The sequence below is a fragment of the Streptomyces sp. NPDC048197 genome (genome assembly GCF_043202395.1).
Classification (GTDB): domain Bacteria; phylum Actinomycetota; class Actinomycetes; order Streptomycetales; family Streptomycetaceae; genus Streptomyces; species Streptomyces siderophoricus.
The window spans coordinates 73,636-93,746 of sequence record NZ_JBIDAJ010000018.1; the positions used below are offsets into that span (position 1 = coordinate 73,636).

Consider the following 20,111-nt stretch of genomic DNA (forward strand, 5'->3'; position numbering starts at 1 on the left):
GAGGGTCACTCGCCCTCGTACAGGTCCCGGTACGAGGGGAAGCAGCCGCCGGGGCCGTCCACCGTCCGGGCGGTGAGCGCGGCCCGCACCACCGCGCGGGTCAGTACGTCCGCACCGGCGGCCAATATGTCGTTCAGGGCACCGGCCTCCACATGGACGCCGAAGGCGGGGTCGGTGGCGGCGGTGTCGTCCGGGACCAGCGGGCGGGCCGCGGTGGACAGCGCGAAGACGGTGTCGCCGTCGGAGAGCAGATGCACCGGGCGGAGCGCGCGGGCCAGCCCGTCGTGCGCGGTACCGGCGAGCTTCTGGGCCTGGGCGCGGGTCAGCACGGCGTCGGTGGCGACCACGGCGAGGGTGGTGTTCAGCGGCGGACGGACCGAGGCGGCGAAGCGGGCCGCGGAGGTCTCCCGGGCCTCGGCCAGGCGGCGGAGGGCGGCGGTGTGCACCTCGGGGTCGGGCGGGGCCGCGTCCGGCAGGCCGTAGAGGGCGCCGGTGCGGGGATCGGCGAACGAGCCGGCGGCGTTGACGGCGGCCAGCGCGGCGACCGTCACGCCCGAGGGGAGGACCGCGCTCGCGGTGCCGGTGCCGCCCTTGAAGCCGCCGGCCACGGCTCCGGTGCCGGCGCCCGTGTTGCCCTCGGCGACCGGTGCGCCGGGGCCGGTGGCCGCGGCGGCCTCGGCGGCCGCGCGGCCCAGGGCGGCGTCCGGGCGGGCCCGCCAGTCGCCGCCGCGGCCCAGGTCGAACAGTGCGGCGGCCGGGACGACCGGTACGACCTGCGCGGGGTCGGGGCCGGCGCGGAAGCCGCGGCCGTGGTCCTCCAGCCAGCCGACGACACCGGACGCGGCGTCAAGACCGTAGGCGCTGCCGCCGGTCAGGACGACCGCCTCGATGCGCGGTACGAGATTGCGCGGGTCCAGCGCGTCGGTCTCCCGGGTGCCCGGGCCGCCGCCGCGCACATCGACGGCCGCGACCACGCCGCCCTCCGGGGCGAGGACGACGGTGGTGCCGGTCAGCGCGCCCCCGCCGGTCCGCCGGGCGTGGCCGACCCGCAGGCCGGGGACGTCGGTCAGCGCGTCCCGCGGCCCGGCGGGGAGCCCGGCGGCCGCGGCCTGCTCAGTAATGGGCCGGTCCCATCACGACGACCGGGTGCAGATCGGGGTCGAGGGTGCGCAGCAGCTCCCGCATCACCTTGGGTTTGAGGCTCACACAGCCCTGGGTCGGGCCGTCGTGGTCGACGTGCAGCCAGACGCCGCCGCCCTTGGAGTCGCCCCAGGGGCGGTGCGGGTCCAGCGGGGAGGTGCCGGGCTCGCGGTTGTAGTTGATGGCGATGACGTAGTCGAAGGCGCCGGCCAGCGGCTCGCCCTCCACGCCGGTGCCGTCGGCGACGAAGCTGTCGTTGTGGTCGTAGGGGAGCTTGGTGCCGTCGGGGGCGGGCAGCCGGCCGCCGGCGTCGGTGAGGGCGTAGACGCCGATGGGGGAGCGCAGATCGCCGTAGCGGTGGTCGTCGGTCCAGCCGTGGGCGGCGTTGTGCGCGGACCAGGTGGGGCCCGGCTCCCAGGTGTCGGAGTCCTCCGCGCGGGTGTAGAGGACGACCTGGGACTCGTAGGAGTCCATGCCCTTGCCGGTGACGACGAGCACCTGCCGGGAGTCGGCCGGTATCGCCTTGCGGGCCGCGTCGCTGAGGCCGGGGATGGGCCGGCCGGCCGGGACGCCGGGTGCGGCGTTCGGGGCGGATTTCGCCGCGGCGGCGGGGGTGCGTGGCGTGTCCGGGCCGGAAGCCGTCGTGGACATGGTGCTCTTGGCGTCGGTCCGGGTTTCGTGGTCGTCACCCGATGCCGGCCACGCCCACAGGGCGGTGCCGACGAGCGTGGAGAGGGCGAGACCGCTCACGGCCTTGCTGCGCCGGGACAGTCTCGTCCGCGCGCGGGTCTGGGCGTGGCGGGCCATGTCTGGCGTCTCCTCAGGTACGGACGGTGGGCGTGCCCTCCGGGGCCTCCCGTAAGGGACTCCCCTGTCATAAAAAGGGCAATCTGCACCCTACCGCGTCTGTGTCGGGGCGCCTCCGCTGGCCGGGTGGAAGCCGGGGGAACAACAGGGCGAGCCCTGGGGAAGTGGGATCCATTGGTGGGTAATTGACGGGGAATGGGCCGGCGGGCCGCGCGGCCCGTGTTGCTGAGCAGGGGCCGGGGCGGGCCCGAAGATGGCCGGATCTGATGCGGAATCAGGGTGCTGCCCGGACAGTACGGCCGTTCGGCACGCTTATGGGCGACGCCCTGCCGGGGGGCATCGGGCCGGTCCGGGCCTATTCCGCCAGAGCGGTGCCCTGACGGGCCGTAAGGGTGACGCCCACCGCGACCGTGGCCGACGCCACCAGCCCGGCCGCGAGCACCGCCCAGCGGCCCGCGAAGGTGCACGCCAGCACCAGTACGGACGACACCGGCAGCACCAGCTGCTGCGCCGGCCCGCGCTTCTGGTGACGGGAATGGATCAGCCAGACGGTGAACATGAACAGCGCGGCCGGCACCGTGACGCACGCCGCGGCCGCCGCCGTCGACAGCCGCGTCTTCCCGAACGCCTGCCCCACCGCGATCTCGATGCCCGCCCCGACCGCGGCCGCCGACCCGAACACCAGGTAGTGCCCGTAGCCCCATACGAACGCCTGGCGGTTCGAGCGCAGATGGAGGTGGATGGGCACCGCGAAGTAGATCCAGTACGCGCAGAAGACCACCAGCAGCCCGCCGGCCGCGATCGGCAGCAGGCTGCCCAGCTCCTCGTGCTCGTCCAGCGCCGCCTGCACCGCGAGGGTGGCCGCGGCGACCGTCTCGCCCAGCACGATGATGGTGAACAGGCCGTAGCGCTCGGCGATGTGGTGCGGATGCCAGGTCGTCTGCCACGCCCGCTCCGCCAGCGCCGGAACGGCCAGCTCCAGCAGGCCCACGACGAGGAACACCCACGGCACGTCCGCCCGGGGCAGGACCAGCAGGCCCAGCCAGCCGACCTGGCACACCGTCACCCCCAGGGCGTAGCCCAGCGCGGTCCGCCGTTCGGCGCCGGCGCTGCCCAGGGCGGCCCGCAGCCACTGGGCGACCATCGCCAGCCGCATCACCAGGAAGCCGAACCAGATGACGGTGAAGTCGCTGCGGACGAACGCCCGCGGCACGCCGGCCGCCAGGATCAGCACACCCGCCATCTGGACCAGCGTCACCACGCGGTACAGCGGGTCGTCGGTGTCGTACGCCGACGAGAACCAGCTGAAGTTCATCCACGCCCCCCACCCGTGAACCAACCGTGCATCACCGCCTCTGACCTGGTGAAACGCGGAATCTAGGCATTCCACCCGCTCACACCAATCCGCAGAGGCGGTCACCTACGGCGGATGGATGAACGATGGAACGGGATGACCTTCCCACCCTGCGCGCGCTGGGCTTCAAGGACGAAGAGCTTCAGGCGCTGGGGCTCTGGGAACCGGCCACGGGTGACCCTGCCGACTTGGCAGAGACGTACATCAGGCGCAGCAAGAAGCGTGACGACTTGGCCACTCTCCGGGCGCATGTCCGGGACGTCTGCCGCGCGGCTGCCACCGATGGCAGGAAGATCCGGCACGTCTGGTTCGAACAGCGCTCAGCAAGTAAGGCACACGTCCGGCGCGAGGAATTCGAGAAGGCGACTGCCGCCATTGTCGAAGGGCGCAGTAAGACGCTCTATGTGTGGAAGCTGGACCGACTCAGCCGCCGGGGCATGGGCGCTGTGGGCCTCTTGCTGGACGAATTCGAGAAGCGCGGGGCACGGCTGGTCAGCGTCACTGAGGGGTTGGACAGTTCCCAGCGTGGTGCACGGATGGTCATTGCCTTCCTGAGCGAGCGTGCCCGGGAAGAAGCCGCTGATATTGCGCTTCGCACGAAGGCAGGCGGAGACGCACACAAGGCAGAGGGTCGCTGGCCCGGCGGAGTGGTGCCCTACGGCCTTTGCTGCCCCAAGGGAACGGGGAAGCTGGAACACGACCCGGCGGAGTACCCGACAGCGCGCCGTATCGCTGAGGCGCTGCTGAATGGCGACACCCCGGCGGCAATCGCTGAAATGCTGAACAGTGAGGGAACCAAGACCCGCAAGGGCAAGCAATGGCGGGCGCAGACCATCATTCACCTTGCTCAGTCTCCTAGCTGGGCAGGACTGATCCCGGACCGGGAGCGCGCTAAGGATGAGTTCGGCAATCCGCTGGACAAGTGGCACCGTGGCGGTAATCCCCTCATGGGGTCGAACGGGCACCCGGTCAAGGCTGGTAAGGGCGTCATCACTTTTGCTGAGCGGGAACAGATTCTCTCGAAGTTCGCTGCCCGTTCCCGCCCCGGTACGGCCATCGGTGACCGGACGCGTGGAAAGCGGAAGGCGGCAACCATTCTCACGGGTGTCCTGCGCTGCCCGCGCTGCAAGGGCCCCATGGGCAATGGCGGGCGGAATTACAGGTGCCTCGCCCGTATCAACCAGGGGCCGTCTGTGTGTGAGGGAATCGCAACCATGCGGGAACGCGCCGACGAAGCCATTGCAGTGATGTGGATCAATCACATTATGAACCTGTCGCCGGACTCTCCGACCATTCTGGCCATTGCCCGGCGCTGGCTGACCTACCAGGACCCTGCAAAGGAAAGCCGTAAGCGGGCTGTGTCGGCAGCGCTGGACCACGCGGCAGGGCGTGAACTCAAGCTTCAGAAAGAGTTCTTCATTGGCGGGGGAATGGACGACACGCTTTACGAAACACTACGGGCTGAACTCACGGCACAGATCAGCGCACTCAAGGCGGAGTTGGCAGAGCTTTCGGAAGAGGTAGACCTTTCGCCGTTGATGGACCCCGAAGCACTGGCTGGCCTTTGGCAGGTTGCAGGGATTGAGGGGCAGCGCGCCCTACTGCAAGCCGCGTTGAAGAGCGTCACTCTGCTGCCCCCGAAGTTCAGGGGGGACCGGACCCCGATTCTTGAGCGCCTTGAGCCGGATTGGCGCGACGACAGCATGCACCCGGCGACAGAAGCCGCATGGGATGCATGGGAAGCCCGCAGGGCGCAAACCGCAGCCTGAGGCAGGCTGACCAGGACGCCAAAGGGCGCTACAGGGCTTCCCGGAGGCTCTTGCCGCGTAGCAGCACCAGGCCCCGTCAGGCAGCAATGCCCGGCGGGGCTTTCCGCTGCCCCGTGAGCCCCACTGAGGGGCTTTCAGGGCTCTGGGCCGCCCCCGCCCGGCGAGGGATGGACGGGGGCTCAGGTGGCGGCTCAGAGCCTTGAGGGGGACAGCGGGAAACGGAGCGAAAGTCGTCCCAATGTAGAGACATGCCTGACGCACCGACAGAATACCCCATCTGACCTGCACTAATGTATGAAGTGTAGAACTGCACCTATCTCCGGTTTAGCTATAGGAGTTCCTAAGCAATACCGGGACCAGCCCCCGAAAGTGCACAACTACACACCCCAGCGTCACAGCTCGATAACGGATCACTGGGTGTTCTGAAAGCGCGTCTTTTTTGGCCCCTGCTCGGCATTCGACACACTAGATCCATTTTGTAGGGGCAGTGATGTCCTTCCTGCGGACCGCACCCTTTCTGAGGTCTGCCCACATACGCCCGTGCGGGGGCTTCTAATCCGTACACGCTAGAGGTCCGTTCCGGGTTGACTCGCATGACTGGCAGGGGTGCCCATCATGCTGAGCCTCGGAACGGGCCTTTAGTCGTTTCTGCACCCCATCGAAAGCGACCCTTCCCATGACCTCCATTGCATCCGAGTACCGGGCAGTTCACAGACGGATTGACGAGATGCGGCTACCGGCCAAGTATCACAATTGCGCCTGGTGTCTCCTGACCGCTGACCAGTGGGCTTACCTTCACAACGATCCGGGTGAGCGCAACGAAGAGGGCTTCGTGTGGTCTGAGAACAGCCGGTCATACGTTGCTCTCTGCCGCTCTTGTCATCGCAAATTTGATCAGGCCTACCGACGCGCTGGCCGTGAGGGACTGGCTGAGGCCATTGCCCCACTCATCAAGGCCGCGTATGCCGCTGTGAACCCCGAACGTCGCGCCATTGAGGGTCGGGCCCGGGAAGCCAGCGCGAAGGCCGCGCACGCGTTTCTAGACGCTCAGGACAAGGGTCTAGGAAATCGCCACGGCAGGCCATCTATCGAAGTTGAGCGCGCGACGCATGACCGGCTCGTGCGAGCCTACACAAAGCGTTCTTGCGACTGACGACCGGGATAGCACCTCCCAAAATTCGTAGGTGCTTAAGGACTCCGCTGACTGACTTCAGCGGTTAGGGCTAGACATGGCTCTCTCCTAGAAGCGGGATTGGTTACCCCGCATGTACCTGCCCCCGGGTCGCTCAGGCGCGATGCCTGCCGGGGGTGGGCCCACATTCTTCCCCGCCGCTCCCGGGTTCCGTGTCCTGGTCTGGTTGAGCAGCGGGGATTCAACAAAAAGGACACAGCACGTGAAGTCACTTCTTGCGCAACTCGCAGATGATCAGTTTGCCGCCTGTCAGATGGTTGCAGCTCTGGCACGGGATAAGTCGGCTACGCCGCTTCCCATCTCTGCGCTGGTGCAGCTCCTCTTTCTTGATGTAGCCGAGTTGCATGAGCTGTTCGGTTCCCACATGACCGCTTCTCAGGCTGTCACATACGCGCGCACGGGTCCGGCCGCGCACCTTCTCACGTTTATCCATGACGAAGGGGTGAGGGCGAATGGCTGAGCACACCACGGAATCGCCCGGTACCACTGAGCAGAATTCCCCAATTTCCGAGCCGGCTCCGGGTGATCAGAATTCTACTTCGGAGAATTCCGGCGCAAACCGCGAGGCGGCGAAGTACCGCACAAAGCTACGGGAAACCGAAGGAATGCTAGAGGCTGCCGAAGCTCGAATCACGGCGCTACTGCGCAAGGAGATCGAGGCGCACGCCGGAAAGTCTCTAGCCGTTGGCGCTGATCTTTTCACGCTGAGCGAAGTGGCCGTAACTGACCTTCTGGATTCCGAAGGTAATCCCGACGCGGAGACCATTGATGCAGCCGTTGAGGTGCTTCTCAAGGCGCGCCCTGGTCTCGGCAATCCCAATCGCCCGTGGGGTGACGTGGGTGGGGGTCATCGCGCAGTAGTGGAACGCGCCCCGACGATGCATGACGCGCTTCGGTACAAGGGGCGTTAACAAGGGTCCGGGGCTGTGCATGGTCCCGGACCTTCCCACAACTGAATATCGACCTACGGATTTTCGTAGGTGCCTTCTGAGAATCCGCTAGTGCCCCAGGTGGGCGGCGGATTTCTCGCTGTTTGTTTGGGCCGGGTGCCCGCTTTCCCGTGCTGCCAGGTGCAGCGGGCTTCCTCTTTCACGCGCTGGCCATTAGCCGCGCCTAGGCCCAAACACAAGGACTCTCGCAATGACCATGCTTACGCCTGCCAACGGTGCCGTTCTACCCCCGGAGTACGGGGAGATTGTCACGAAGCCCGTTGAGGCTCTATCCGTCGCCTACCTGACCGGTACGAAGGTCACCACTCAGGCGCATGACTACCGTATTCCGATTCTCGCGTCTGACGTGACCGTTGGCGCTGTGGTTGAGGGCGCGGAGATCACCCCTTCTGACGCTGACTTTGATGAGCTGGTGGTTACTCCGGCGAAGTTCGCTGGGCTGACCATCATCAGCCGGGAACTGGCCGATGACTCCAACCCGTCTGCGACTGATCAGATCGGCCGGAGCATCGCACGGCAGATTTCCAAGGGTGTGGATAACGCTCTGTTCAACGCGCTGGGCGGAGCCAACCCCGCTGGCTTTGCTTCGCTGGCCGGTATTTCGACGGTTTCGGCTCCGGTGACGTACACCAACCTTGACCCGTTCGAAGAGGCGGTTTCGCTGAGCGAGGCTGCCGGAGGCCGGATCACCTCTTGGGTTACCGGCGCTACCACTGCCCTTGAGATTGCGAAGCTCAAGGATGCGACCGGTTCTAACAAGGCGCTTCTGAACCCGGACCTAACCGCTGATGGTCGCCGTACCATTCTCGGCCGTCCGATCATCGTGAGCCCGCACGTTCCGGCGGATGTGGTCTACGGAATCAGCAAGGACGATTTCCTTGTGGTCACCCGTGAGGACACGCGCCTTGACGTTGACCGCTCGGCTTATTTCTCGTCTGACCGTGTTGGCGTGCGAGGCACCATGCGGGTTGCTTTCGGTATGCCTGTTGCTGGTGCTCACGTCCGCATCACCAATGCTTCGTCGTAATGGCGTAGCCACATGATCTAGCCCGGTCTCTCCTTTCCCCGCAGGGATTCCTGCCTGAAGGAGAGACCGGGCTATTCCTGTATCCAGACCTGTTCGCTCATGCAAGATCACACCCCGAGCCGGCGAGAATGGCCACCTTCTCTGACCTGCCCTTATCTCCCACAGTGACGTTGCTACCCCCTGTGCTGCTGCTAACCCACCACGTCCGGAAGTCCGTAGGTGCCCCCATATGCCATACCGCCCCCGGCGTCCCTGCCCTGCCGTACCTAACTGCCCTAACTCCATATGCGGTAAGGAACGCGCCTGCCCTGATCATGTACACATGCTGACTGCCCGACGCGCTGAGAAGGGGACCAGCGCATACGGCAAGGATTGGCCGCGCAAACGTGAGTCATTCCTGTACACGAATGCATGGTGTGTGCTGTGCGGTCAGCCTTCCAAGGTGGCTGACCATTACCCGCTGAGCCGCAAGGAACTGGTTAAGCGTGGTGTCGCGGACCCGAACGCACATGAGTACCTGAGAGCCCTTTGTGTGCGCTGCCATAACCGCGAGACCGGCCGTAATCAGGCTGGTGGTGTTGTCGCTGAGAGGCGGAGGCAGTCACAGGCTCAGCGTGAATGGAAGCACTGGACAGAGAAGCGTGACGCCGAGAACGAAGCGCCGCCGTACTGACCTGGGGGGTGACCCCCTCCACCCCTCACAGGAGCGCGGCAGGGAGGGGAAAAGCTAGCGCCGCAACTCGGAACGTTTGCGCGGAGATATCCAGCTACGACTAGACCCAACTAGGCCCCCGACGTCCGCCCCAGCGAAAGGCAGACATCGGGGGTCTTCTGCGTTTCTGGCGCACGCCTTAGAAATAGAGGTGGGAAGCCCGGCCGGCGAAGGGCGCTCAGGCCACGGAACGCGGATTTTTCAAGGGATTCAGACCCCTTCGATTCCTAGGTCGGTAGGAGGCTTGAAGGCGTCACTAGCCGTGCCCGTTCGTGGAGATCCCGCGCTGTGGGGTTCTTCAGGAAGGGCCGAATCCGGCTGTGCATGGAAACGATGCTTCGGTCACACTGCCCGGACTGGACGAGTGGATATATCTCCAGTACCCGACCCCAGGTCTTGCACGCGGCCTCCAAGTGACCCACCTGCAACTGCCGTTCGGCCAGCATGGAGAGATAGCGGACACTCGTCCGCCTGAACGTGTTGGGGCGTAGCCGGTCCGACTCTTCTAGCGATTGAATGGAGCCAGTCACGTCCCCGAGTTCGTAGCGCACCTGCCCCACGTGGTAGGCCAATGAGGACGGGTTGTAAGACCCGAAAGTCTTGGACTGAGACTCCGCCTTCTCCATTGCCGTTTCGGCTTCCTTGATCCACTGTAGGGCCATTCGCGTGTTGCCCTCCTGTGCGGCAGCATGCGCCTGTTGTCCGGCGAGGAATGCACGCATTCGGGGACCGGCCTGCGGAGAAGCTGCGGCGGCTGCATCAGCGAGTCTCAACGCTTCGACGCTGTGACGTAGATCTACAGCTTGGACACTCATCCCCCGCAGCGTCGTGCAGTAGGTGAGGTGATCCTCGCTAGCCCCGGCAAGTTCCAACGCTTTGAGGTAGTAGTGCTGCGCCATTTTGTGAACACCTTCATCTACCGCCATGTATCCCGTGAGATATGAGAGGTCTGATGCGGCAGCCATCATGGCTTTGCGTACGTCTTCCGGCGCGTCAGCACGGAGATACGGCGCAATGGTGTTCACGAGATATGCGGCGGCCATCGGTCGCGCGGTTCGACCGCCGAACTGGTCGTCAATGTCTGAGAGACGTTCCGTCATCGCAATAACTGACTGAACGTCGGACATTCCTATGCGCTGTGTCTCGCTCTTTCGGACAGCTTCCATTCGACCGACTACGTCCGGCCAGTTCGGCACAGTGAGGGCGACAGAAAACAGACCTACTCCGAGCACGCTCCGGCGCGACGGGTCCATATCTTGCCTCCCCAGGTCTAGCAGTCCCTCCACGGTACTGGGGAGTGCGCCTGACTCATCGGCGGGAGGGCTCGGGAAACCCGCTTCGCTGTGGGTAACGGGGCGGCTCAACTTCCGGGCCAGCGCCTCCAAGATCAACGGGCGGACTGACTCCTTTGGAAGGTGCCCGTTGAGCCACTGGTGAACGGAGGGTTCGCGGTATCGAAGCGGCGTCCCTCGCTCGGTTCCCAGCTTGTTGACCTCTTGGGCGAACTGGCGGAGCGTCCAGCCGGTTTCGCGGTGCAGTCGGGCAAGTGTTTCGTTGGGGCTAGCCACCGTTCATCAACTCCCCACGTCTTCAAGCCGCTTAAAGCTCTTAAGTCCTGGCGCTGTTGCAACGGTACCCCTCCCCTGTGGTCACGCGGTTGTCTTCTGTGAGCAGCCGGACGAGCACGAGAGGTGCAGCCATGAGCAGCCCTGAGAGCGCACGTGAGCACCCCCGACAGTGGGAGGCAGGGGAAACGGCGCTGGACGTCTCTAAGGGGCGCGTGGGGCGCGTCATGGGCCACGTGGGCCCGCGCTACCAGCTCCGCCCGCTAAACGGGGGCAAGGAGTGGGAAGCCGACCCTGGCCAAATGACTCCGGCCATACAGTCGGACGCCCTCAGTGACGCTGTAGCTGAGGCGAACGCGCGCAGTCGCTGGGGGCTTTGAGTGCCTGCGGAAGCGATTGCCGGGAAGCGCAAGAGGAAAGCGCCTGCCAAGAGCACAGCTCCCATCCCTGCCTACGCAACCATTTGCGCTGGGTGCTTCGGACACCGTGCAACGTGGTGTTCCGACTGCTGCGGGTTCGGCGGCTGCAAATCGTGCCACTACCGGGGACGTGTTCGCTGTCCTTGGTGTGCGGGTGGAGACGGAGAGCCGTTCCGATGGTGAAAAGGTTCCTGGGGCGGGTGGCTTGGCCCACATTCGCATTCGTCGTGGCTGCTCTTGTCACTGCCATTCCCACCATGGCCGCTACCGGTCACCTCTGAACTCCGCCCCTGCCGAGCGTAACCGAATCGGTTCCCCCACCGGCCTTCGAAATCTCGGCAGGGGCGGGAACCACAACCACCAGTTGCGAGGAGTCTCAGGATGAGCACTGCCCAAAACCAACTGAAATTCGCATGGTTGGAGGTAACGGGGTTATGCAATGAGTTCTGCGATCACTGCTATGCGGACTCGTCACCCAAGGGAACGCACGGCACCATGACTGTAGAAGACTGGGTGCGCGTCATCGATCAACTCACGGATATCGGCGCCGATGACGTTCAGTTCATCGGAGGTGAACCGACCCTGTACCCGAACCTTCCGGCGCTGATCCAGCACGCGCACGGTTCCGGGCTGTCCGTCGAAGTCTTCTCCAACATGACCCACATTCGGGATGAGTTGTGGGAGACGTTCACGGGCTGTGGCGTCAAACTCGCAACGTCGTACTACTCCGACACGGCAGAGGATCACGACCAGGTGACCAGGCTCCGGGGTTCTCACCGGAAGACCCGCGCGAACGTGGAAAAGGCGCTGAGCCTCAATATCCCCCTGCGCGGCGGGGTCGTGGCGGTCCGGGAAGGTCAGCGCGTCCAAGAGGCGGCAAGGGACCTTACGGCGCTCGGAGTCGGCATGGTCGGCGGAGACAAGACCCGGGCATTCGGACGAGCGAGTAAGGGCGCTGCCCCGACCATCAGCGACCTGTGCGGGCACTGCGCCCATGAGAAATGCGCCATCGGTCCGACCGGCGACGTGTGGCCGTGCGTTCTCGGTCGGTTCCTGAACATCGGAAACGTGCTGCGCGAACCGCTTTCCGAGATTTGGGGCGGAGCACAGATGGCGGAGGTACTTGCCAACATCACAGCCGAGCATGGAGAAGGCGCACAGTCATGTGCTCCGCCTCAATTCCTGCCCATGTGCGGCCCGTGTGGTCCCTGCGTTCCCTCGGTCGGGCACTGTGACCCGAGGGAAGCCAACAGCGAGCCTGCGACGGCTACGATCAGCGCACCCGCATGAGTCGCTGAACAAGGAGGATCAGTGGATCACGGCGACGACTTCCACAGTTGGTTGAATGGCGACTACGCCAGTCAGCCGGTACAGCGATCAGAAGAAGAATGGGCCTTGATCGCTGGATACGTGCGGCATGCGGCGAACCAGGTCGGGCCGACGCTGCCGTTGTGTCTCCCCGGCGAACCGCAGGAGTGCGGGCGGACGGCACAGCAACACGTGCTCGTCTGGGGTGCAGCTCTCAAGGCAGCAGCCCAACACCTGATTGAGGACGCCGCACCAGCCCCGGCTAACGCAGCGTTTGCCTCGGGACCGCTGTACCAGCGCCACCTAGCGGAAGTGCGCGCCTCGAAGTCCACGCCACCCGGCAACGGGTGATCGATCCCCCTAAGCGGCCCCGCTCGTGTGCTTCCCCCCGTGGCGCATGGGCGGGGCTTCCGCATGTTGGCCTGTAGTCGTTGGTGACGGGGCGCGGTAACGTGTTGCTGCGTTGGTTCACGCCCACCAGACGGCGAAGAAGAGCATCAGATAGCCCGACACGCCGTGCCCCCAGTGGCCCTCGGCCAGTGCGTGCGCCAACTGGCGGCCGGCCTGGGCGACCGCCACGACGAAACACAGGTCGAAGAAGAGCTCCAGCGGGGTGGCGGCGCGGTGCGCCTCGTCGCGGTGGCGGGCGCGCATCCGGACCGGCACATCGGCTCCTCTCGTCGGCCGGGCCGGCCGGCCGGGAAGGCAGGTCGGCCGGGGCGGACGTGATCAGTAGAGCGCGGGCGGCGGATACCGCCCATGAGGGGCGCACGGCGTGTCGCGCGGCATCCGGGGGCGCGGCGCGGCGCTCACTCGGCGACGGCCTCCACGATCGACGGGAACGCCGCGGTCGGCAGCACCCGTGTCAGCCGGAACCCGCCCGCCGACAGCAGCGTCGCGAACTCCTCCGCGGTCCGCTCCTGCCCGTCGAGGACCGCCATCATCGCCACGTCGAGGGTCTTGCCGAAGTGCGGGGCGTTGCCCGGCGGTAGCACGCAGTCGACGACCAGCAGCCGGCTGCCGGGCGTCATCGCCGCACGGCAGGCCCGCAGGATCCGCCGGCAGTGGTCGTCCGGCCAGTCGTGCAGCACGTGCTTGAGGACGTACACGTCCCCGCCCTCGGGCACGGCCGCGAAGAAATCGCCCTCCTGGGTCCGCCAGCGCCCCTTCAACTCGTCGCCGTCCAGCAGGTGGTGGGCCAGCGGCGGTGGCTGGTCGAAGAGCACCCCGGTCAATTGCGGACGGCGGCGCAGCACGGCACGCAGCAGCCCGCCGCGGCCGCCGCCGACGTCCACGACCGTGCCGGCCTCGGGGAACGGGTAGGCGCCGGCCACCGCCTCGTCGACCGGGGCGGACAGCGACGCCATCCCGTCGTCGAACAGCTGACGGGTGCCCGGGTGGGTCCTCAGGTGGTCGAAGAACGGCGCGCCGAAGAGCCGCTCGAAGGACGCGCCGCCGTGCCGTACCGCCTCCGGCATCCCGGCCGAGGTCCGCACGAACAGCTCGTCGGTGGCCATCAGGACGGCGGTGTGCAGGGAATCGGGCACGTCGGTGCGCAGCGGCCGGGCGGCCGGGGTCAGCCGGTAGGCGCCGGTCGCGTCCTCGTGGAAGATGCCCCGCGCGGCGAGGTAGCGCAGCACCCGGCGCAGGTGCGGGGCGTGGGTGCCGGTGGCGGCGGCGAGCTGCTCGACGGTGCGCGGGCCGCCGGCGAGGTGGTCGGCGAGGCGGTGCTGGGCCGCGGTGCGTAACGCCGCGGAGAAGAGGTGCCCCATGGCGTGGTCCATCAGGTGGGCCGCGATGTCCTGGGGCGCGCCGGTCGGTCGCTGGGATGAGGTGGCCAACGTCAGCCTCCGGTCGTCGGCTCGGCCTGCGGATCGACGGTCGCAGGCGGGTGATCCACGGTTGCAGCAGCGGGCGGTGGTGTCACGGAGCCGGTTCTGACCAACCGCTAAGTCCGGCCAGGGCAGCGGGTCTACGGGAGGTGGGCCGGCGCTCGATGGCGGGCGGCGGTTCATGGTCGAATGCGCGTATGAGCGACAGTGACAGCGACACGACCGGAAAGACCGATACGGCAGAACGACCCGACAGCGCGGAAGCGGCCGCGCCCGCCGCCGTCCTCGCCGGCCTCGACGACCGCCTCCCGGACCTCGAAGCGCTCTACAAGGACCTCCACCGCCACCCCGAACTCGGCTTCCAGGAGACCCGCACCGCCGCCGAGGTCGCCCGCCGGCTGACCGTCCACGGCTACGACGTCACCACCGGCATCGCCAAGACCGGCGTCGCCGGCGTGCTGCGCAACGGCCCCGGCCCGGTCGTGCTGCTGCGCGCCGACATGGACGCGCTGCCGGTCACCGAGGACTCCGGCCTCGACTACGCCTCCACCGTCCCCGGCCGGATGCACGCCTGCGGCCACGACGTGCACGTCACCTGCCTGCTGGGCGCCGCCGACCTGCTCGCCGCGGGCCGCGCGCACTGGTCCGGCACCCTCGTCGTCCTCTTCCAGCCCGCCGAGGAGGTCGGCAGCGGAGCCCGGGCGATGATCGAGGCCGGCCTCTACAGCGAGGGCCTGGTCCCCACCCCCGACGTGGTGCTGGCCCAGCACGTCGCGCCGTTCGGCGCCGGGCTCATCGCGTACTGCCCCGGCGCCTGCATGGCCGCCGCCGACAGCCTGGAGATCACCTTCCACGGCACCGGCGGCCACGGCTCCCGGCCCGAGACCACCATCGACCCGATCCTGATGGCGGCCTCCTTCGTGCAGCGCGTCCAGACCGTGGTGGCCCGCGAGGTCGCGCCCAAGGACCGGGCCGTGGTCAGCGTCGGCTCCTTCCACGCCGGCGACTCCGCCAACGTCATCCCCGACCGCGCCGTCGTACGGCTGAGCGTCCGCACCTTCGACGAGGCGGTACGCACCGCCGTCCTGGCCGCCATCGAGCGCATCGCCCGCGCCGAGGCCGCCGCCTCCGGCGCCGACCGTGACCCGCAGATCACCACCCTCGACACCTTCCCGGTCACCGTCAACGACACCGACCTTCTGACGCAGGTCAACCGGGACTTCACCCAACTCTTCGGCGAACAGCGGCTGTTCGCCTACGACCCGGCGACCGGCAGCGAGGACGCCGGGCTGCTGGCGACCGCGGCCGGCGCGCCCCTCTACTACTGGTGGCTGGGCGGCTGGGACCCCGACGCCTTCCGGACCGCGCTGGCCGCCGGCCGGCTGGCTCAGGACATCCCCTCCAACCACTCGCCGCACTTCGCCCCGGTCGTCCGGCCCACCCTCACCATGGGCGTCGAGGCACTGACGGCGGCGGCGCTCAACCAGCTGGGAGGCGGGGCGCGGGCGGGCGATTGACCTTGCCCTTGGGGGAAGCCCCAGCATCGGTGGCGCCGGGCGAAGGGCCCGGCACGAGGAGGACGGCGTGGAAAGGGGAGGTGCGGCGTGGAGCTGCTGACCATCGGCGCGTTCGCCCGCGCCTCCCGGCTCTCGCCGAAGGCCCTGCGCCTCTACGACGAGCTCGGTCTGCTGCGCCCGGCCCGGGTCGACCCGCACAGCGGCTACCGGCACTACGCGCCGGCCCAGCTGGAACGGGCCCGGCTCGTCGCCTGGCTGCGCCGGCTCGGCATGCCGCTGGCCCGCATCCGTGAGGTGTGCGAGCTGGCACCGGCCGCGGCGGCCGAGGCGGTCGCCGCGTACTGGGCGCAGGTCGAGGCCGACACGGCAGCCCGCCGCGATCTCGCCGCCTTCCTCGTGGACCAGCTCTCCAGGAAGGACCCCACCACCATGACCGCATCGTCCACGCCGCTGACCCTGCGCGCCGCCGCCCGTACCGACCGCGGCCTGGTCCGCCCGGCCAACCAGGACGCCGCCCACGCGGGCCACCGGCTGCTGGCCGTCGCCGACGGCTACGGCCCCGACGGCGCCGCGGCCGCCACCGCGGCCATCGACGCCCTCCGGCACCTCGACGCCGACGACCGGCCCGACCTGCCGCCGGCGGACCTCCTGGCCGCGCTGGAGGAGGCGGCCGGGCGCGCCCACCAGGCCCTCCGGGACGCACCGTCGGCGGGCGGCCCCACGGGCGGTGGCAGTACGCCCGACACCACCGGTACGACGCTCACCGCCCTCCTCCAGCGCGGCGGCCGGCTCGGACTGCTGCACATCGGCGACTCCCGCGCCTACGTCCTGCGGGACACCGGCCTCATCCGCCTCACCCAGGACCACAGCTTCGTGCAGTCCCTGATCGACGAGGGCCGCCTCACCCCCGAGGAGGCCCCCGCCCACCCCCAGCGCGCCCTGCTCCTGCGCTCCCTCGACGCGAGCACCGACTTCGCCCCCGACGTGACGCTCCTGGAGGTCCGCCCCGGCGAGCGGTACCTGCTCTGCACCGACGGCCTGACCGGTGTGGTCCCGCCGGAGACCCTCCAGCAGGTGCTCGCCACGGCCGCCGGTCCCGACGAGGCCGTGACGGAGCTCATCGCCCTGGCCCGCGAGGCGGGCGCGCCCGACAACGTGGGGTGCGTGGTGGCGGACGTGCGGGCGGAGCGCACGACCGAGATGGCAGCTGCGTAGCGCACGGCAACGCCGCGGCTACGCAAGGCCCTTGAGCATGCCCTTGAAGTAGAGCTGCGGCAGGCCGTACCGCTTGAGGAACCACATGTCGGTCCGCTCCCGGGTCGTGTCGAGGAAGGGGAACGAGGGGGCGGGCCGCAGGTCGTAGTCGAATTCGGCGAGCAGCATCTTGTGCCGCGCGGTGACCAGCGGGCAGGAGGTGTAGCCGTCGTAGCGTGCGGTGGCCGGGCGGCCGCGCAGACCCGCGAGGAGGTTGGCGACCACGACCGGGGCCTGTTTGCGGACGGCCGCGCCCGTCTTGGAGGTGGGCAGCGCCGCCACGTCCCCCAGTGCGAAAACCGTGGGGAAATCCGGGTGTTGGAGGGTTTCGCGGTCGGCCTTGACGTACCCCTGGGGCGAATCGGGGTCGGCCAGCGGGCCGTCCGCCAGCCACTCGGGGGCCCGCTGCGGCGGTACCGCGTGCAGCAGGTCGTAGCGGACCGTCTCCGTGGCGCCGGTGGTGTGATCGGTGATCACCGCCTCGCGCGCCGCACCGTCCAGGCGGGTCATCTCGGAACTCAGCCGCACCTCGATGCCGTAGCGCCGGGCCGTCTCCGTCAGCGCCCGCGAGAAGACCGGGACCTTGAACATCGCCGGTTCGGGCAGCACCAGGATCGTGCGGATGTTGCCGAGCACGCCGCGCTTGCGCCAGTAATCGGCCGCCAGGTACGCGATCTTCTGCGGTGCGCCACCGCACTTCACCGGCCCCGACGGCATGGTGAACAGCGCGGTACCCCGCCGCATCCGCCGGATCAGGTCCCAGGTGAACGGGGCGAGATCGGGCCGGTAGTTGCTGCTCACCCCGCCGTGGCCCAGGGCGGCGGCCAGCCCCGGCACACCGTCCCAGTCGAGCTGCAGACCGGGCGCGAGGACCAGCCGCCCGTAGGAGAGCACCCGGCCGGAGGCGGTGCTGACGGTACGGGCCACCGGATCCACGCCGGTGGCGCGCTCCCGCAGCCAGCGCACACCCGGCGGTATCAGCTCCGCCTCGGTACGCAGCGAGGCGCGCAACGGCGCCTGCCCGCCGCCGACGAGGGTCCACAGCGGCTGGTACCAGTGCGTCTCGGACGGCTCCAGCAGGGCGATGTCCGTGACCCCGGCCCGGCGTAACCGGGCGGCGACGGTGATGCCTGCGGTGCCGCCGCCGACGATGAGGACCTGGTGGCGGGCGGGGGCGGTGGACATCTGGTGCCTCCTATGGGGGCGGGGAGTTGTTGTTGCTGCGGTTCTTGCTGCGGTTCTTGTTGCTGGTCTTGCTGTTGGTCTAGCTGGTGTTGGTGTTGGTGTTGGGGGTGCTGCTGTTCTTGCTGACGGACCTGGTGTGGGTGTCCGGGTTACGGGGGCCACAGGTGGGGGACGGCGGCCGCTGCCGTGGTGAGGGCGAGCAGCGTGACGAGGGTGGCGAAGGCGGTGGTCAGGACCTGGGCGGGGAGCCGGGTGGTCAGGCGGTTGCCCAGGTGGCTGCCGACCGCCGCGCAGGCCGCGAAGCCGGCCAGCAGCGGCCAGTCCAGGGCGCCGGTACCGGCCCGGGTCGCCAGCGCCGTAAGGGAGTTGAGGAGGATGACCAGCAGCGACGTGCCGATGGCGACCGGCATCTCCAGGCCCAGGACGAGGGTGAGGGCCGGCACGACGACGAATCCCCCGCCGACCCCGAAGAACCCGGTGAGCAGTCCGACGACGGAGGCGGTCACGGCGATTCGGCCGGAGCGGAGTGCGGGATGCAGGGGGCGGGAGCGGGTCGGGTGGTCTGGGTGGTCCGGGTGATCCGGGTGGTTCGGGTGGTCCGGGTGATCTGGAGGGCCCGGGTGGTTCGGGTGGCCCGGGTGGCCCGGGTGGGGCGTGCGTAATCGGGCCCATCGAGCCGATCGAGACGATCGCGCTGAACGGGTCGTGGATCGGCGGGGAAGCGGGGCCGACCGTGCCGCGCGCCGTTCGCTCCGGACGCGTAACAGCAGCAGCGCCGCAACGACGAGCAGCAGCCCCGCGAACGCCGCCATCAGGACGGCGGGCGGCACCGCCGCGCTCCACCGGGAGCCGAGGTAGCTGCCGGCCGTACCGAGGGCACCGAAGGTGACGCCGGCCGCCCACCGGACCCGGCCCGCGCGGGCATGGCAGAGCAGCCCGGTCACCGCGCCGACCGTGACGACGATCAGCGCACCCGCGGTCGCCTCGTGCGGCGACTGGCCCAGCACGTACACCAGCACCGGCACGGCGAGCACCGAACCGCCGCCGCCGAGCGCCCCCAGCAGCAGCCCGATCAGCAGCCCGCACGGCAGGGCTGCGGCGGCTATGAGGACGGACACGCTAGGCGGTCGGGGACGAGGTGCGCGGGGCGGAGGGGCCCGAGGTGGGCGGATGTGGGGCGGTGGGTGGGTTCGCCGCGCGGGGGGCCAGGGCGACGGCCGGGCTGCTGTCCGACCACTCCGCCACGAACGTGAACCGGTCACCGCGGACCACCGTTTCGCGCCATTCCACCGGCCGTTCCCCGGACCGCCCCAGCCGCTCGATCGCGAACGCCGGCTCCCGGTCGGCCAGCCCCAGCAGCCACGCCTGCCGGATGTCCGGCAGGAACGGCTGGATCCGCTCCCGGCCACCGGTGACCTTCACCGCACAGCGCCGCGAGAGCTCGCCGTAGAGGGAGGTGTGCCCGAAGTCCGCGTCCAGCAGCGGCTCGGCGATCTCGGCGGGCAGATACGCGGTGTCGTGGGCGAGCGGTTCACCGTCCGCGAGCCGCAGCCGCTCCAGTACGACCAGCGGTGCGTCCGGCACCAGCCCCAAATGCCCCGCGATCGTGCCGTCCGCGGTCCGTTCGAGACGCAACACCTCACTGCGCTGCTCCACGCCCTGCCCCTCCAGCTCCCGGAAGAGGCTGTAGAGCGAGCCGAGCGGCTGCTGTATGCGGCGGGTGTCCAGGCGGCTGGCGCGCCCGCGTTCGGCGATCACCAGGCCGTCGGCGCGCAGCTTGCGCAGCGCCTCGCGGACGGTGTGCCGGCTGACCTCGTACTCGGCCGTGAGCCGGTGCTCGGCGGGGAACTCCTCGGTGAACGCGCCGGCGTCCATCCGGCGGCGCAGATCGTCGAGGAGCTGCGCCCAGAGGGGGAGCGGCGAGCGCCGGTCCAGGGGGCGCGCAGCGTACGCGCCGGGGGCGCCGTGAGCCTCGCGGGCACTGTGCACATCGTGAGCGCTGTGCGCACCGCGAGCGCTGGGTGAACCGTCCTCACGGTTCGTACCGTGCTCATGGTTGGAACTGTGCTCACGATGCGCC

Annotated in this window: 16 protein-coding genes and 2 pseudogenes; 9 read left to right on the forward strand and 9 right to left on the reverse strand. The window is 68.5% G+C overall.

Going from position 1 to position 20,111, the window contains the following annotated elements; all coding sequences use genetic code 11:
• Positions 1–5: 5 nt before the first annotated feature.
• The 3 genes and pseudogenes from ACGF4C_RS23500 to ACGF4C_RS23510 all read right to left on the reverse strand — a co-directional run.
• Positions 6–1,121: a P1 family peptidase gene (locus ACGF4C_RS23500; RefSeq protein WP_393568858.1), complete on the reverse strand. Its 1,116-nt coding sequence runs from the start codon at positions 1,119–1,121 to the stop codon at positions 6–8.
• Positions 1,114–1,947 (reverse strand): L,D-transpeptidase family protein, encoded by an 834-nt coding sequence (locus tag ACGF4C_RS23505; RefSeq protein WP_201803475.1) that lies wholly within the window; start codon positions 1,945–1,947, stop codon positions 1,114–1,116. Before ACGF4C_RS23505 ends, ACGF4C_RS23500 begins: the two co-directional genes overlap by 8 nt.
• Before the next feature lie 355 nt (positions 1,948–2,302).
• Positions 2,303–3,274, reverse strand: a pseudogene (locus ACGF4C_RS23510) (low temperature requirement protein A); the annotation flags it as partial.
• A 113-nt stretch (positions 3,275–3,387) separates the two neighbouring features.
• Here ACGF4C_RS23510 and ACGF4C_RS23515 point away from each other — a divergent pair.
• The 5 genes from ACGF4C_RS23515 to ACGF4C_RS23535 all read left to right on the forward strand — a co-directional run bounded on the left by ACGF4C_RS23515 (position 3,388) and on the right by ACGF4C_RS23535 (position 8,912).
• Positions 3,388–5,070: a recombinase family protein gene (locus ACGF4C_RS23515; RefSeq protein ID WP_393568775.1), complete on the forward strand. Its 1,683-nt coding sequence runs from the start codon at positions 3,388–3,390 to the stop codon at positions 5,068–5,070.
• Between the two features lie 1,394 nt (positions 5,071–6,464).
• On the forward strand, positions 6,465–6,722 hold the full coding sequence (locus ACGF4C_RS23520; protein WP_393568776.1) for a hypothetical protein: 258 nt from the start codon (positions 6,465–6,467) through the stop codon (positions 6,720–6,722).
• Complete coding sequence (locus ACGF4C_RS23525; RefSeq protein WP_393568777.1) at positions 6,715–7,173, forward strand: hypothetical protein; 459 nt, start codon at positions 6,715–6,717, stop codon at positions 7,171–7,173. The genes ACGF4C_RS23520 and ACGF4C_RS23525 overlap by 8 nt, the downstream gene beginning before the upstream one ends.
• Positions 7,174–7,402: 229 nt before the next feature.
• Positions 7,403–8,239, forward strand: a complete 837-nt coding sequence (locus ACGF4C_RS23530; protein WP_393568778.1) for a phage major capsid protein — start codon at positions 7,403–7,405, stop codon at positions 8,237–8,239.
• Between the two features lie 322 nt (positions 8,240–8,561).
• Complete coding sequence (locus ACGF4C_RS23535; protein WP_393568779.1) at positions 8,562–8,912, forward strand: HNH endonuclease; 351 nt, start codon at positions 8,562–8,564, stop codon at positions 8,910–8,912.
• Between the two features lie 266 nt (positions 8,913–9,178).
• Here ACGF4C_RS23535 and ACGF4C_RS23540 read toward each other — a convergent pair whose 3' ends face one another.
• Positions 9,179–10,519, reverse strand: coding sequence for a tol-pal system YbgF family protein (locus ACGF4C_RS23540; protein WP_393568780.1), 1,341 nt, complete (start codon positions 10,517–10,519; stop codon positions 9,179–9,181).
• A 797-nt stretch (positions 10,520–11,316) separates the two neighbouring features.
• Between ACGF4C_RS23540 and ACGF4C_RS23545 the strand changes: the two genes are divergently transcribed.
• Both ACGF4C_RS23545 and ACGF4C_RS23550 read left to right on the forward strand, forming a co-directional pair.
• On the forward strand, positions 11,317–12,225 hold the full coding sequence (locus tag ACGF4C_RS23545) for a radical SAM protein (protein WP_393568781.1): 909 nt from the start codon (positions 11,317–11,319) through the stop codon (positions 12,223–12,225).
• Positions 12,226–12,246: 21 nt separating this feature from the next.
• The gene (locus ACGF4C_RS23550) at positions 12,247–12,594 is read left to right on the forward strand and encodes a hypothetical protein (RefSeq protein ID WP_393568782.1); all 348 of its coding nucleotides are present in this window, start codon (positions 12,247–12,249) and stop codon (positions 12,592–12,594) included.
• 120 nt (positions 12,595–12,714) lie between these two features.
• On the opposite strand, the pseudogene ACGF4C_RS23555 reads toward ACGF4C_RS23550, so the two are convergent.
• Positions 12,715–12,909: pseudogene (locus ACGF4C_RS23555) on the reverse strand (low temperature requirement protein A); the annotation flags it as partial.
• Positions 12,910–13,052: 143 nt separating this feature from the next.
• The gene (locus tag ACGF4C_RS23560; RefSeq protein ID WP_393568783.1) at positions 13,053–14,084 is read right to left on the reverse strand and encodes a methyltransferase; all 1,032 of its coding nucleotides are present in this window, start codon (positions 14,082–14,084) and stop codon (positions 13,053–13,055) included.
• A 188-nt stretch (positions 14,085–14,272) separates the two neighbouring features.
• On the opposite strand from ACGF4C_RS23560, the gene ACGF4C_RS23565 reads away from it, so the two are divergent.
• Together ACGF4C_RS23565 and ACGF4C_RS23570 are read left to right on the forward strand one after the other, a co-directional pair.
• Positions 14,273–15,592, forward strand: a complete 1,320-nt coding sequence (locus tag ACGF4C_RS23565) for an amidohydrolase (protein ID WP_393568784.1) — start codon at positions 14,273–14,275, stop codon at positions 15,590–15,592.
• A gap of 87 nt (positions 15,593–15,679) precedes the next feature.
• Positions 15,680–16,807: a MerR family transcriptional regulator gene (locus ACGF4C_RS23570; RefSeq protein ID WP_393568785.1), complete on the forward strand. Its 1,128-nt coding sequence runs from the start codon at positions 15,680–15,682 to the stop codon at positions 16,805–16,807.
• A gap of 18 nt (positions 16,808–16,825) precedes the next feature.
• Here ACGF4C_RS23570 and ACGF4C_RS23575 read toward each other — a convergent pair whose 3' ends face one another.
• The 3 genes from ACGF4C_RS23575 to ACGF4C_RS23585 all read right to left on the reverse strand — a co-directional run bounded on the left by ACGF4C_RS23575 (position 16,826) and on the right by ACGF4C_RS23585 (position 20,020).
• Positions 16,826–18,031 (reverse strand): FAD-dependent oxidoreductase, encoded by a 1,206-nt coding sequence (locus ACGF4C_RS23575; protein WP_393568786.1) that lies wholly within the window; start codon positions 18,029–18,031, stop codon positions 16,826–16,828.
• 149 nt (positions 18,032–18,180) lie between these two features.
• On the reverse strand, positions 18,181–19,149 hold the full coding sequence (locus tag ACGF4C_RS23580; protein ID WP_393568787.1) for a sulfite exporter TauE/SafE family protein: 969 nt from the start codon (positions 19,147–19,149) through the stop codon (positions 18,181–18,183).
• Between the two features lies 1 nt (position 19,150).
• Entirely contained in the window at positions 19,151–20,020 is an 870-nt protein-coding gene (locus ACGF4C_RS23585; RefSeq protein ID WP_393568788.1) for a GntR family transcriptional regulator, read from the reverse strand.
• Between the last annotated feature and the right edge of the window lie 91 nt (positions 20,021–20,111).

What these genes read in the sequence shown, in the direction of transcription:
- ACGF4C_RS23505 (WP_201803475.1), bottom strand. Translation starts at nt 1,947, where the DNA reads ATGGCCCGCCACGCCCAGACCCGCGCGCGGACGAGACTGTCCCGGCGC.
- ACGF4C_RS23515 (WP_393568775.1), top strand. Translation starts at nt 3,388, where the DNA reads ATGGAACGGGATGACCTTCCCACCCTGCGCGCGCTGGGCTTCAAGGAC.
- ACGF4C_RS23525 (WP_393568777.1), top strand. Translation starts at nt 6,715, where the DNA reads ATGGCTGAGCACACCACGGAATCGCCCGGTACCACTGAGCAGAATTCC.
- ACGF4C_RS23530 (WP_393568778.1), top strand. Translation starts at nt 7,403, where the DNA reads ATGACCATGCTTACGCCTGCCAACGGTGCCGTTCTACCCCCGGAGTAC.
- ACGF4C_RS23535 (WP_393568779.1), top strand. Translation starts at nt 8,562, where the DNA reads ATGCTGACTGCCCGACGCGCTGAGAAGGGGACCAGCGCATACGGCAAG.
- ACGF4C_RS23545 (WP_393568781.1), top strand. Translation starts at nt 11,317, where the DNA reads ATGAGCACTGCCCAAAACCAACTGAAATTCGCATGGTTGGAGGTAACG.
- ACGF4C_RS23565 (WP_393568784.1), top strand. Translation starts at nt 14,273, where the DNA reads ATGAGCGACAGTGACAGCGACACGACCGGAAAGACCGATACGGCAGAA.
- ACGF4C_RS23575 (WP_393568786.1), bottom strand. Translation starts at nt 18,031, where the DNA reads ATGTCCACCGCCCCCGCCCGCCACCAGGTCCTCATCGTCGGCGGCGGC.